We start from the raw sequence: 12,907 nt of genomic DNA, 5'->3' as shown, positions 1-12,907 counted from the left end.
GCAGACTGGTAGTCTGGGCCGCTGGTCAGGGCAGCATGAACGTCCCCTACGGGGGACCGGCCGGAGGAGGTGGGACTGCAGTGGATCGAGATCCGAGTCGACCGTGCAGTACAAGCCGCTCTTCCGCACAGCACTCTCAGTGACCCGAGACCTGCCTACCCGGCCCGTACACCGGGAAACCTCTGAGCCTCGAGCCTCGAGCCTCTGAGTCTCATGGCATTTCGCACGCCGGAAGAGCACCTCGCTTTGCCTGATCCGTGTCTGTAGCGAACGCCGTCACCGCGATGCTGCGGTTCCGCCCGCTTTGCTGACGTATGAGACGTATGAGACCCATACCTCCGTACGCCCCCATTCCGGGCAGTACCACGCTCGCCGACGGCCTCTCCGTGAAGGAGCCCGCCATGTCGATGATCCGTGACCTGCGTGCAGCGGTCCGCCCGGCCCTGCGCAAGAGCAGCACCGCCCACAACAAGTACGACTTCACCCGCGACCCCTCGGCCAGCAGCGCCGTCGTCGACTGCGCGGTGTACCGCGACGGGGTGCGGGAGCGGGCCGAGGAGTGCCTGACGCCCCGTGAGGCGCTGCAGCGGGTGCACGACTCGGGCGGCTTCGCCTGGATCGGGCTGCACGAGCCCACCGAGGAGGAGTTCTCGGGTATCGCGGCCGAGTTCGGGCTGCATCCGCTCGCCGTCGAGGACGCGGTCCACGCCCACCAGCGCCCCAAGCTGGAGCGGTACGACGACACGCTGTTCACCGTCTTCAAGACCATCCACTACGTCGAGCACGCCGAGCTCACCGCGACCAGCGAGGTGGTGGAGACCGGCGAGGTGATGTGCTTCACCGGGCAGGACTTCGTCATCACCGTGCGGCACGGCGGCCAGGGCTCGCTGCGCGCGCTGCGGCACCGGCTGCAGGAGGACAGCGAACTGCTCGCCAAGGGCCCGTCGGCCGTCCTGCACGCCATCGCCGACCAGGTCGTCGACGGTTACCTGGCGGTGGCCTCCGCTGTACAGGACGACATCGACGAGGTGGAGATCGATGTCTTCTCCGAGCCGCAGAAGGGCAGTTCGCGTGGTACGGACGCCGGGCGCATCTACCAGATGAAGCGCGAGGTGGTGGAGTTCAAGCGGGCGGTCTCACCGCTGCTGCGGCCGATGCAGCAGCTCAGCGAGCGGCCGATGCGGCTGGTCGACCCCGACATCCAGAAGTACTTCCGCGATGTCGCCGACCACCTGGCGCGGGTGCAGGAGCAGGTCGTCGGCTTCGACGAACTGCTCAACTCGATCCTGCAGGCCAACCTGGCGCAGGCCACCGTCGCGCAGAACGAGGACATGCGCAAGATCACCGCGTGGGCCGCGATCATCGCGGTGCCGACGATGATCTGCGGGGTGTACGGCATGAACTTCAAGCACATGCCCGAGCTCCACTGGCGCTACGGCTACGAAGGCGTGATGGGCGTCATCCTCGTCATCTGCTTCGCCATCCACCGGACGCTCAAGCGGAACGGGTGGCTGTGAACGGCCGCCGGGCCGTGCGTACCTGCGGCCCTTCTAAGCTGGGTGCATGACACCGACCTTGCGGGAGCAGGCCCTCGTCGAGGAGGCCACCAAGAAGTCCGGCCTCATCTGGGTGCGGGGCACCGGTCCCACCCGGGCGCTGTGGCACGTCTGGCACGAGGGCGCCGTGCTGCTCGTGGGTGACGGGCCCGGTGAACAGCCGCTGCCCGGTCTGACCGACGGCTCCGAGGCCGACGTCACGGTGCGCAGCAAGGACAAGGGCGGGCGGCTGGTGTCCTGGACCGCCGCCGTGACCGAACTCGCGCCGGACTCCGAGGAGTGGTGGGCAGCCGTCGCGGAGCTCAAGGGCAAGCGGCTGAACGCGCCGGACGGCGAGGCGATGGTCGCCCGCTGGGGGCGGGAGTGCCGGGTGGTCCGGCTGACGCCGCGTGCCGTCGGTGCGGAGCTGCCGTCGGGGTCGCTGGCAGCCGTCCCGCCGGTGACGTCCGCGACGACGCGGGGGGAGGTGCCGGCGGCGTTGCATCGGTTGCTGCTGGGCCGTAAGCGGAGGGGTCGGCGGGGGTAGCGCGGCCTGCGGCCTGCTCACGTCTTGGGCAGTTGGCGTCCGTAGTCGACCGTGTCGTTCTTGCTCGGTGCGGTGAGCGCGAACTGCTTGTTCCAGTCGGCGAGTCGCAGTTCGCCCGCGTCGCCGGCCCGTTCGAGCCGTAGCGGGTACGGGGTGCCCTTGAGGGAGACATCGAGGCGGCTGCCGGCGCTGCCGGTGATCTGGATGGCGCGGACACCGGCGACCTTGGTGTGATCACCCTTGTCCAGGGAGCCGCGCAGGCCCAGCAGTCCGTCCAGCAGTGCGGTCATGTCGGTGAAGCCGCGGAACTGGTCGTAGGCGGGGTCGCCCTTCGGGACCTTCACGTACTTGTCGTCGAGCTTTTCGGCGGCCGTCGCGCCGCCTTCGCCGTCCGCCTGGCGCCAGAAGTCCGCAGGGGCCTTCACGTACAGGGCATCGTCGATCCGCAGCAGCTCGAAGGTGCTGTTCTTCGAGGTGACGGAGCCGGTGCCGCCGTTCGACGTGAGTTGCATGTCCAGCTTGTACGAGCCGCCCTTGCTGACCAGCGTGCCGGCCACCCGCACCGCATGGGCCCCGTCCACCGCCTTGCGGGCCTGGGTCTCGATCTCCTGTGCGGAGAGCTTCCCGACGCCGTTCGTCCCCGCGTCCGGATCGCCCCCGCAGGCGACGAGCGACACCGCCAGTGCGGCGCCCAGCATGCCGGCGCAGGCTGCCCTGCGGGTTCGGGCGGCCGGGGGGAATGCAGTCACGTGCGCACTGCCTCTCATGCGTATGTCCTCAACAGCAGACCGCAGCGTACCCGTGCGGACCACGAAAATGAGCAGCCAGCCATCCGGACGCCCTGCCGGGGCGGTACCGATCAGGACGGGCTAGCGTGAAGCCCTTGGAACATGGCAAAAGGTGACACGGAGGAGGCGCGCGAATGGCGGCAGGCGCCCCTCGGATCTTCGTCTCGCACCTCGCCGGCGTCGCCGTGTTCGACCCGAACGGCGACCAGGTGGGCCGGGTGCGCGACCTGGTCGCGATGCTGCGCGTCGGCAGCCGGCCGCCCCGGTTGCTCGGCCTGGTGGTCGAGGTGGTCAGCCGGCGCCGGATCTTCCTGCCCATGACCCGGGTGACGGGCATCGAGTCGGGCCAGGTCATCACCACCGGTGTGCTGAACGTGCGCCGCTTCGAGCAGCGCCCCACCGAGCGGCTGGTGCTCGGCGAGCTGCTCGACCGGCGGGTGAGCCTGGTCGGGACCGGTGAGGAGGTGACCGTCCTCGATGTGTCCGTGCAGCAGTTGCCGGCCCGCCGCGACTGGGAGATCGACAAGGTCTTCGTACGCAAGGGCAAGGGCGGCGCGCTGCGGCGCAAGGGCGAGACGCTGACCGTCGAGTGGTCGGGGGTCACCGGATTCTCACTGGAGGAGGAGGGGCAGGGCGCCGAGAACCTGGTCGCCACGTTCGAGCAGCTGCGCCCGGCCGACCTCGCCAATGTGCTGCACCATCTGTCGCCGAAGCGGCGGGCCGAGGTGGCGGCTGCGCTCGACGACGACCGGCTCGCCGACGTCCTCGAGGAGCTGCCCGAGGACGACCAGGTCGAAATTCTCGGCAAGCTCAAGGAGGAGCGCGCGGCCGACGTCCTGGAGGCGATGGACCCGGACGACGCCGCCGACCTGCTGAGCGAGCTGCCCGAGGAGGACAAGGAGCGGCTGCTGGCCCTGATGCGCCCCGACGACGCCGCCGACGTCCGGCGGTTGCTCTCGTACGAGGAGCGGACGGCCGGCGGCCTGATGACCACCGAACCGATCGTGCTGCGCCCGGATGCCACGGTGGCCGACGCGCTGGCCCGGGTACGGCAGCAGGACCTGTCCCCCGCACTGGCCGCGCAGGTGTATGTGTGCCGGGCGCCCGACGAGACGCCGACCGGCAAATACCTGGGCACCGTGCACTTCCAGCGGCTGCTGCGCGATCCGCCGTTCACGCTGGTCGCCGCGATCGTGGACAGTGACCTCCCGCCGCTGTCCCCGGAGGCCACGCTGCCCGCGGTGACCAGCTATCTGGCGGCCTACAACCTGGTCGCGGCGCCCGTCGTGGACGAGCAGGGCTCCCTGCTCGGCGTGGTCACCGTCGACGACGTGCTCGACCACCTGCTGCCCGACGACTGGCGCGAGATGGACTTCCACCACCAGCACGGCGACCCGGGCGACCAGGCCGCCGTGCCGGAGGCTCTGCCGGACTCCCTCCCGGAGGCCCGCGATGGGCACTGAGCCGGCATCGGCCAGGAGCCGTCTGGACCAGCCGCTGGTGCGGCGGCGGCGCTGGCTGCCCGAGTACGACCCGGAGTCGTTCGGCCGGCTGTCCGAGCGGGTCGCGCGGTTTCTCGGGACGGGGCGGTTCATCGTCTGGATGACGGTGGTCATCGCCGTCTGGGTGATGTGGAACACCACGGCGCCCACCGGTCTGCGCTTCGACCCGTTCCCGTTCATCTTCCTGACCCTGGTGCTGTCGCTCCAGGCGTCGTACGCGGCACCGCTGATCCTGCTCGCACAGAACCGGCAGGACGACCGGGACCGGGTCAATCTGGAGCAGGACCGCAACCAGAACGAACGGTCGATCGCCGACACCGAGTACCTCACCCGGGAGATCGCCGCGCTGCGCATGGGGCTGGGTGAGGTCGCCACCCGCGACTGGATCCGCTCCGAGCTCCAGGACCTGATGAGGGACCTGACGGACCGGCACGCGGTATTCCCGCGGGAAAGTGACGAAGCCGACCGCTGACGGCCCTTCCCCGTCATGGCCGTGGGCGCCGTACCATCGACGCATGGCTACGGAAGACGCGGTGCGTGAAGCGCTGGCGACAGTGAACGACCCCGAGATCCACCGACCGATCACCGAGCTCGGCATGGTGAAATCGGTCGACATCGGAGCGGACGGTGCGGTCGCTGTCACGGTTTACCTCACCGTCTCCGGCTGTCCGATGCGCGAGACCATCACCACCAACGTCACCGACGCGGTCGCCCGGGTCGAAGGGGTGACCTCGGTCAGCGTCGAGCTCGACGTGATGAGCGACGAGCAGCGCAAGGAACTCGCGTCCTCGCTGCGCGGCGGCACCGCCGAGCGCGAGGTGCCGTTCGCCAAGCCCGGCTCGCTGACCCGGGTGTACGCGGTCGCCTCCGGCAAGGGCGGTGTCGGCAAGTCGTCGGTGACCGTCAACCTGGCCGCCGCGCTCGCCGCGGACGGCCTGAAGGTCGGTGTGGTCGACGCGGACATCTACGGGCACAGCGTGCCCCGGATGCTCGGCGCCTACGGCTCGCCCACCCAGGTCGAGAACATGATCATGCCGCCGTCGGCCAACGGCGTGAAGGTCATCTCGATCGGCATGTTCACCCCGGGCAACGCCCCGGTGGTGTGGCGCGGGCCGATGCTGCACCGGGCGCTCCAGCAGTTCCTCGCGGACGTGTACTGGGGCGACCTGGACGTCCTGCTGCTCGACCTGCCGCCGGGCACCGGCGACATCGCCATCTCGGTGGCCCAGCTGGTGCCGAACGCCGAGATCCTGGTGGTCACCACCCCGCAGCAGGCGGCGGCCGAGGTGGCCGAGCGAGCCGGGTCCATCGCGGTGCAGACGCACCAGAAGATCGTCGGTGTCGTCGAGAACATGTCCGGGCTGCCGTGCCCGCACTGCGACGAGATGGTCGACGTCTTCGGCACCGGCGGCGGACAGAAGGTCGCCGAAGGCCTGACGAAGACCACCGGCGCGACGGTACCGGTGCTCGGCTCCATCCCGATCGACGTACGGCTGCGGGAGGGCGGCGACGAGGGCAAGCCCGTCGTACTCACCGACCCCGACTCCCCCGCAGGTGCGGCGCTCCGTGCCATCGCCGACAAGCTGAGCAGCCGCCAGCGCGGCCTCGCGGGCATGTCGCTGGGTGTGACACCGCGCAACAAGTTCTGAGTTGCGAAAGTTCTGAGCCGCCGCTGAGCCATTGGTGGGGGGTGCCCCGGAGGGCACCCCCCACCTGGCTCAGCGGCGGCTACGCGTAAGCCGTGATGTCCTTGGCGACCGCGAAGCCCAGACCGTACGCGCTCATTCCGCGCCCGTACGCCCCCAGGTGCACCCCTGCGCGCGCCGAGCCGGCGAGCACCCAGCCGAACTCGGACTCGCGGTAGGCGAAAGCGGTCGGTGTTCCGTCCACCGGCAGGGTCAGTGCCGACCACGCGGCGCCGGACAGATCGTCGGCCAGCTCGAAAGCGGTCTCGGTCTGCTGGTCGAGCCACTCGTCGCGGAGCCCGTGGTCCAGCTGGGCGGGCCAGGTGTAGGCCAGCAGCCCCGAACCGGCCAGCCAGGCCGCCGACGCCACCGAGGTGGCCTCCAGGACGCCGGTGCCGTCACCGCTGTGCTGCACGGGACTGGAACCGACGGTGACCACGACCGCGAAGCGTTCCTTGTCGGGTCTGGTCTCGGTCCGCACCGAAGGCTCGTCGCCATGTCCGAGGGAGCCGTGCTGGACGCTTCCGTCAGCGGTCGTCCCGACCTGCATCAGCCAGCGCGGGCCGGTGAATGCCTCGTCGAGGCCGTACCAGGAAAAGGGCGCGCTCAGATAGCCGTCGACCGTCCGTGTCCCCGTCCGACTCGTCGTCTCCATGTGCCGGCGCCTCCTCGATCCTCAGTGTCCGAAGCGGCCCGCCCCAACGGGCGCGCCCTCACTGCCGGACAGTTGGAGAATACTCAGGTGGCGTCGGAGTCGAACGGCGGACGCTCATCGGTGTCGAGGTTCACACGCTTCTTCAGCAGGTCCGGGGCGGCCTCCGCACCATTCGTCGGAGAGCCGTTCGCCGGGGCGATGGCCGGGGCGCTCTCCTTGCCCTGCACGGCGTCCGCGACCTCGGAGATCTCCTTCTTGAGGTCGAAACTGCTGCGGATCTCCTTCAGCCCCAGATCGTCGTTGTCCATCAGCTGCTTGCGGACGAACGTCTTGGGGTTGAGGTCCTCGAAGTCGAAGTCCTTGAACTCGGGGCCGAGCTCGGTGCGGATGTCCTGCTTCGCGCTCTCGGAGAACTCGCGGATCTTACGGATCGTGCGCGTGACGTCCTGAATGACCTTGGGCAGCTTGTCCGGGCCGAAGACGATCACGGCGAGGACCACGAGCGTCACAATCTCGAGTGGGCCTATGTCATTGAACACCTTGCTGCTCCTCGTGTTCTCCGCGGCCCGCAGTTCGGGGTAGGTCGGGGCCTCGACCACGGTACCCGGCGAAGTCGCCCGGACGGTACCTCGTGGTGATGGTGATGTTCATCCGCCGTCCGAAGAGCCGAGCGTCAGGACCACGGTGCGGTCCCGGCCGTCACGCCGCACGGTGAGGCTCAGCCGGTCACCCGGCTCGTGCGCACGGATCCTGACGATGAGCTCCTCGCCGCTGTGCACCCGCAGGCCGTCCACCGAGGTGACGACGTCGCCGGGTTTGATCCGCGCGTCCGCTCCGGGGCCGCCGGCCGCCACCGCCGGGCCGCCGTCGTTCGCCTTGGCCGCCACCCGGGCGCCGTCGCCCGCGTACTGCATGTCGAGTGTGACGCCGATCACCGGGTGGGTCGCGTGGCCCGTGTTGATGAGCTGCTCGGCCACCCGCTTCGCCTGGTTGACCGGGATCGCGAAGCCGAGCCCGATGGAGCCGCTCGTGCTGTCTTCGGGGTCCGCGCTGTTGTCGGCGCCGCGGATGGCGCTGTTGATGCCGATCACCCGGGCCTGGGCGTCGACCAGCGGGCCGCCGGAGTTGCCCGGGTTGATGGGGGCGTCCGTCTGGAGCGCGTCGACGTAGCTGATGTCGCTGCCGTCGCCCTTCTCGCCCCCCGCGGTGATCGGGCGTTCCTTGGCGCTGATGATGCCGGAGGTGACCGTGTTGGAGAGGTCGAAGGGGGCGCCGATCGCCACCACCGGGTCTCCGACCTGGACGTTGTCGGAGTTGCCGAGAGGCATCGGGGTGAGGCCGGAGACACCGGGCACCTTGACCACCGCGAGGTCGTAGCCGCTGTCCTTGCCGACCAGCTCCGCCTTGGCGCTCTGACCGCCGCTGAAGGTGACGGAGATGTCCCCGGACGAGTTCGCGGGCTCGACCACATGGTTGTTGGTGAGGATGTGTCCCTCGCGGTCCAGGATGATCCCGGTGCCGGTGTCCTGTTCGCTGCCGCCCCGGACGTGCAGGGTGACCACGCTCGGCAGGGCCCGCGCCGCGATACCGGCGATGCTGCCCGGAGCGCGGACCGGGCTTTCCCGGGCGGCCTGCGGCAGGGTTACGTCGGTGATCGACCCGTTGCGCTCCAGGTACGCGCCGACGCCGCCGCCGATCACAGCGGCGACCAGTGCGAGCACCAGCAGGGCCGGCACCGTGGAGCGGCGGCGCTTCGCCGGCGCGAGCGGCGGCGGGGGCGCACCCCAGGGGTCGTACCGGATCCACTGCGACGGCTGCGGCACCTGCGGCGCGGTGTGCTGCGCGGGCAGGGGTACCGGCTGCTGTGCGGGCGCGGGGCCGGGGCCGGGGTGGCCGTACTGCGGCGGCAGCGGCGTGCCGTGGGCCGGGGCCGGGACCGGCCGCTGGACCGGCGGTGCCGGCGCCCAGGGGCCCGGACCGCCGTAGGGCGGAGTGCCGTAGGGGTCGGGGGCGTGCAGGGGCTGGGTCCGGTGCAGCGGGGCGACACCCTGCGGGCGCTCGGATATGGCCTCGGGTGCGTGGTCCGCGGCTGCTTGGTCCGCGGCTGCTTGGTCCTCGGGGGTGCTCTCGGCGGCTCGGCCCTCGGTCGCCGCTTCCGCCGGCGGTGTCGAGGCCGCTCTGGGCACCGGGCGCCCCGGGGCGGGGCTGCTCCACCAGGTGGCCTTGGTTCCGGTGAATGTCCCGTCGTCCATGCTCTCCCCGCACCTGCTGCCGCTGCTCCACGTGCCTTGTGGAAGGCACCGTTCCAGGGATTCAACCAGGTTTGGCGGGAACCCTTCAGTGCGCCGAGGAAACCGGCAGGCCCGGCGAGGAGGGAACGGCGAGCTGCGCCGGCCCGGGCGTGGTCGCCGGGCCCGGCGGCGGGGTCCTGAGCAGCGGGGTGGTGAGCGAGTACAGCAGCGGCCGGACGGGCGTCGGGGCGAGGGCGGGCACCGAACGGCCCGCGGCGAACGTGGAGGGCGGCAGGGCCTGCTCCTGGGTGCGGCCACCCATGGTGAAGACGCCGTCGCCGTTTCTGCGGCGGTCCGCGGCCGAGCTGATGCCGACCGGCTGGGCGGCGTTGAGCGGGGTCACGTTGTTGCCGTTGACGTCGGTGCGGGCGGCGGGCTCTCCCGAACCGTCGAGCGGCAGGGTGCCGCCGAGCGCGATCGCGGCCAGTGACACCGCGCTCGCCGCGGCGAAGGCGATTCTCCGCCCACGCCAGGCCGAACGCTCATGGCCGGACCGGCCGACCGGATGGATCCGGAAACCGCTGCCCGGACCGCCGTCCGGTAGGGCCGGCGCGTGGGCCGGGGCTGGCGGGCCGGCATGCGGCCCTTCCGGCACATAGCCGAAGCTGTCGAAACGGGGGTCCGCGGAACGGTCGTGGGGTCCCCCGGCGGGGCCGAAGAACTCGTCGGCGAAGCGTCCGCCGAACGGTCCGCCGCTGCCCCGGTCATCGCCGGGGCCGCCGGGCAGCCCCTGGAGGCGCGCCAGCAGTCCCTCGGAGGGCGGCGGCGGCGCGGTCTCGGCGAAGACGCTCTTGAGCCGGCGCTGGGCGTCGGCCTCGGTCTTGCACCGCGGGCAGGTGGCGAGATGGGCCAGCACCCGCTCGCGCGCGTCATGGTTCAGCTCGCCGTCGACCAGGGCTGCGAGCCGGTCACCGAGGTGTTGCTCGGCAGGGGTCGGACTGGATCCACTCACGCGGTCCCATCCTCTCCATCCATGCCGAGGGTGACCCCGGCCAGCGCGCGCTGCTCCGCGCGGCGGGCCTCGGGCGAACGGTGCTGAAGCGCCTTGCGCAGGTGCGAACGGCCGCGGTGGATCCTGCTGCGCACGGTGCCGAGCTTGACGCCCAGGGTGGCCGCGATCTCCTCGTACGACAGGCCCTCGATGTCGCAGAGCACCACTGCCGCACGGAACTCCGGCGCCAGCGTGTCCAGCGCCTGCTGCACATCGGCGTCGAAGTGTGTGTCGTGGAAGACCTGCTGCGGGGAGGGCTCACGGCTCGGCAGCCGCTCGGCAGCGTCGTCACCGAGCGCGTCGAAACGGATCCGCTGCTTGCGCCGGACCATGTCGAGGAAGAGGTTGGTGGTGATGCGGTGCAGCCAGCCCTCGAAGGTGCCCGGCGTATAGGTCGACAGCGAACGGAAGACCCGGACGAATACTTCCTGGGTGAGATCCTCGGCGTCGTGCTGATTGCCGGTCAGACGGTAAGCGAGGCGATAGACCCGGCCGCTGTGCGTGCTGACGATCTCCTCCCACGAAGGCGGGGTCCACGTCTGCGCATCCGCGTCCGAGGCGAAAGTCGCTGTCTGGGCGGAGTGGGCAGCGGTGGAGTGGTCAGCAATGTCGGTCACGGATTTCGGCTCACCCGACGGCCTGAGAAAGCGCCGCAGCACTCCTCCCCGGTCCACAGGCGCAGCCGCACCTCCCCTATCGGCTCTGGTGGTGTCCAGTCGAGTGCCTACCATAGCCACCTCGCCCGTTAGCTCCGGATAAGACTGATTGCCGGAATCCTCGTTCATGTGCATCCCCCCTGCTCTCTCCTAACGCCCAGTCCCATCTGCGGGTTCCCGGGCGCAGCGGATACAGTCACGAGTGCGCCAACTACGGGGACAGGAGAGGGCCATTACCGCCAACCGGCAGACGAGCTGGGCGTTCGCCGACGCCTTTGTCGCCGAGGACGAAGCCCTGCGCTGGGCCCGGGACCGGGCCCGCGATGCCGGGCTTCCCTCGGTCTCACCGGGCACCGGCTCGGCGCTGCGCCTGCTGGCTGCCACGGCCGACGCCAAGGCGGTGGCGGAGATCGGCACCGGCACCGGCGTCTCCGGTATCTACCTGCTGCAGGGCATGCGGCCGGACGGCGTGCTGACCACCGTCGACCCGGAGCCCGAGCGGCAGGGCTTCGCCCGCGAGGCCTTCCGCGCCGCCGGATACGCGGGCAACCGCGCCCGCTTCATCCCGGGCCGCGCCCTGGACGTACTGCCGCGCCTCGCGGACGGCGGTTACGACCTCGTCTTCTGCGACGGCGACCGGCTGGAGTCGCTGGAGGTGCTCGCTGAATCGTTGCGTCTGCTGCGACCTGGCGGTCTGGTGTGCTTCGAAGGTGTCTTCGCGGACGGCCGCACGGTCGACTCGGCGTCCCAGCCCGCCGAGGTGCTGCATCTGCGGGAGCTGCTGCGCGCGGTCCGCGAGAGCCGGCAGTTGCTGCCCTCGCTGCTGCCGGTGGGCGACGGGCTGCTCTGCGCGGTACGCATCGGCTGAGCGGCTCGATCGCCGCAGAGCACTACTGCCCCGGCCGAGGCCGGGGCAGTAGTGAAAACATGGGGGCGTCGGTGCTCAGCCGACGACCTTCTTCAGCGCGTCGCCGAGTGCATCGGCCTCGTCCGGAGTCAGCTCGACAACAAGTCGTCCGCCGCCTTCGAGCGGAACGCGCATGACGATGCCCCGCCCCTCCTTGGTCACCTCGAGCGGGCCGTCGCCCGTCCGCGGCTTCATGGCCGCCATGCTCGTTCCCCTTCCTGAAACCAGCTCATCGCAGCCGACAACCCAGGTGTCACCGGCATCGAACATATTGCTTCCCGGCCATTATCCCGCATGGCAGGACCCGATGACCAACATCGGTCTGCATCGCTTCCGCAACGCGCATCCGCAAAACCCCTCATTTCGGCGTTCCCCCTGCGATACTTCGCCGCCTCCCGCACCATTCTCGACCAGCATCGTTTGACGCAGGTCACATGTCCGCCACGGATGATCTCCGTCATGCTGAACACCGGACGACCAACCAGCAGAATCAGCAGCCGACGCAGCAGTGGAGGGCCCATGGCGGACACCGTGCGCTACGAAGTGACCGACGGACTGGCAACGATCACGATCAACCGTCCCGAGTCGATGAACGCACTGAACATCGAGGCGAAGGTCGCGCTGCGCGACGCCCTTCAGGCCGCCGCCGCGGCCGATGAGGTACGCGCCGTACTGCTCACCGCGGCCGGGCGCGCCTTCTGCGTCGGACAGGACCTCAAGGAGCACATCGGCCTGCTCAGGACCGACCGTGCCGAGGGCGGCGGCGCCACCATGAGCACCGTGAAGGAGCACTACAACCCCATCGTGCGGGCCATCACCGAGATGCCCAAGCCGGTGGTCGCCGGGGTCAACGGGGTCGCGGCCGGTGCCGGACTGGGCCTCGCGCTCGCGGCCGACTACCGGGTGGTGGCCGACAACGCGAAATTCACCACCTCGTTCGCGGGCGTCGCGCTGACCGCCGACTCCGGCGTCTCCTGGACGCTGCCCCGGCTGGTCGGCCCGAGCCGCGCCGCCGACCTGATGCTGTTCCCGCGCTCGCTGACCGCGCAGGAGGCGTACGACCTGGGGATCGTCAACCGGCTGGTACCGGCCGCCGAGCTGGCCGCCGAGGCCCTGTCGGTGGCCCGGGCGCTCGCCGAGGGACCCACGCTGGCGTACGCGGCACTGAAGGAGTCGCTCGCCTACGGGGCGGGGCACTCGCTGAGCGAGACGCTGGAGAAGGAGGACGAACTCCAGGGACGGGCCGGCGCGTCGGAGGACCACGTCATCGCGGTCGAGGCCTTCGTCAACAAGACGAAGCCGAAGTACCTGGGCCGCTGAGGCCGGCCGCGCCCTGCGGTCTCAGTGCTG

14 protein-coding genes are annotated in these 12,907 nt (G+C 70.5%); 7 read left to right on the top strand and 7 right to left on the bottom strand.

Going from position 1 to position 12,907, the window contains the following annotated elements:
- Positions 1 to 401 precede the first annotated feature (401 nt).
- Together AB0436_RS16330 and AB0436_RS16325 are read left to right on the top strand one after the other, a co-directional pair.
- Positions 402 to 1,517 (top strand): magnesium and cobalt transport protein CorA, encoded by a 1,116-nt coding sequence (locus AB0436_RS16330; protein ID WP_366468525.1) that lies wholly within the window; start codon positions 402 to 404, stop codon positions 1,515 to 1,517.
- Positions 1,518 to 1,563: 46 nt separating this feature from the next.
- Positions 1,564 to 2,082 (top strand): hypothetical protein, encoded by a 519-nt coding sequence (locus AB0436_RS16325; protein WP_366468524.1) that lies wholly within the window; start codon positions 1,564 to 1,566, stop codon positions 2,080 to 2,082.
- 17 nt (positions 2,083 to 2,099) lie between these two features.
- On the opposite strand, the gene AB0436_RS16320 is transcribed toward AB0436_RS16325, so the two are convergent.
- Positions 2,100 to 2,831, bottom strand: a complete 732-nt coding sequence (locus AB0436_RS16320) for a hypothetical protein (protein WP_366468523.1) — start codon at positions 2,829 to 2,831, stop codon at positions 2,100 to 2,102.
- A 173-nt stretch (positions 2,832 to 3,004) separates the two neighbouring features.
- On the opposite strand from AB0436_RS16320, the gene AB0436_RS16315 reads away from it, so the two are divergent.
- The 3 genes from AB0436_RS16315 to AB0436_RS16305 are packed head-to-tail and all read left to right on the top strand — an operon-like array spanning position 3,005 to position 6,021.
- Positions 3,005 to 4,333, top strand: a complete 1,329-nt coding sequence (locus AB0436_RS16315; RefSeq protein WP_366468522.1) for a CBS domain-containing protein — start codon at positions 3,005 to 3,007, stop codon at positions 4,331 to 4,333.
- A complete protein-coding gene (locus AB0436_RS16310) occupies positions 4,323 to 4,844 on the top strand; it encodes a DUF1003 domain-containing protein (RefSeq protein ID WP_366468521.1) in 522 nt (173 codons plus the stop codon). Before AB0436_RS16315 ends, AB0436_RS16310 begins: the two co-directional genes overlap by 11 nt.
- A gap of 43 nt (positions 4,845 to 4,887) precedes the next feature.
- On the top strand, positions 4,888 to 6,021 hold the full coding sequence (locus AB0436_RS16305) for an Mrp/NBP35 family ATP-binding protein (protein ID WP_366468520.1): 1,134 nt from the start codon (positions 4,888 to 4,890) through the stop codon (positions 6,019 to 6,021).
- Between the two features lie 79 nt (positions 6,022 to 6,100).
- Here the strand turns inward: AB0436_RS16305 and AB0436_RS16300 are convergent, their stop codons facing one another.
- The 5 genes from AB0436_RS16300 to sigE form a co-directional block, all read right to left on the bottom strand.
- Complete coding sequence (locus tag AB0436_RS16300; protein WP_366468519.1) at positions 6,101 to 6,712, bottom strand: hypothetical protein; 612 nt, start codon at positions 6,710 to 6,712, stop codon at positions 6,101 to 6,103.
- An 83-nt stretch (positions 6,713 to 6,795) separates the two neighbouring features.
- Entirely contained in the window at positions 6,796 to 7,251 is a 456-nt protein-coding gene (locus AB0436_RS16295; protein WP_366468518.1) for a sec-independent translocase, read from the bottom strand.
- Positions 7,252 to 7,359: 108 nt separating this feature from the next.
- Positions 7,360 to 8,964 (bottom strand): trypsin-like peptidase domain-containing protein, encoded by a 1,605-nt coding sequence (locus AB0436_RS16290; RefSeq protein WP_366468517.1) that lies wholly within the window; start codon positions 8,962 to 8,964, stop codon positions 7,360 to 7,362.
- 85 nt (positions 8,965 to 9,049) lie between these two features.
- Entirely contained in the window at positions 9,050 to 9,955 is a 906-nt protein-coding gene (locus AB0436_RS16285; RefSeq protein WP_366468516.1) for a zf-HC2 domain-containing protein, read from the bottom strand.
- Complete coding sequence (sigE, locus tag AB0436_RS16280; RefSeq protein WP_366468729.1) at positions 9,952 to 10,725, bottom strand: RNA polymerase sigma factor SigE; 774 nt, start codon at positions 10,723 to 10,725, stop codon at positions 9,952 to 9,954. Before sigE ends, AB0436_RS16285 begins: the two co-directional genes overlap by 4 nt.
- 127 nt (positions 10,726 to 10,852) lie before the next feature.
- Here sigE and AB0436_RS16275 point away from each other — a divergent pair, with 127 nt between their 5' ends.
- The gene (locus AB0436_RS16275; RefSeq protein WP_366468515.1) at positions 10,853 to 11,518 is read left to right on the top strand and encodes an O-methyltransferase; all 666 of its coding nucleotides are present in this window, start codon (positions 10,853 to 10,855) and stop codon (positions 11,516 to 11,518) included.
- 75 nt (positions 11,519 to 11,593) lie between these two features.
- Here AB0436_RS16275 and AB0436_RS16270 read toward each other — a convergent pair whose 3' ends face one another.
- Entirely contained in the window at positions 11,594 to 11,761 is a 168-nt protein-coding gene (locus AB0436_RS16270; protein ID WP_003966491.1) for a DUF3117 domain-containing protein, read from the bottom strand.
- Positions 11,762 to 12,076: 315 nt separating this feature from the next.
- On the opposite strand from AB0436_RS16270, the gene AB0436_RS16265 reads away from it, so the two are divergent.
- On the top strand, positions 12,077 to 12,877 hold the full coding sequence (locus AB0436_RS16265; RefSeq protein WP_366468514.1) for an enoyl-CoA hydratase-related protein: 801 nt from the start codon (positions 12,077 to 12,079) through the stop codon (positions 12,875 to 12,877).
- The last annotated feature ends 30 nt before the right edge of the window (positions 12,878 to 12,907 follow it).

The organism is Streptomyces sp. NPDC051322 (assembly GCF_040689485.1).
Taxonomy (GTDB): domain Bacteria; phylum Actinomycetota; class Actinomycetes; order Streptomycetales; family Streptomycetaceae; genus Streptomyces.
Note: the sequence above shows the minus strand (reverse complement) of the source record. Positions and strands in the feature narration are given on the sequence as shown.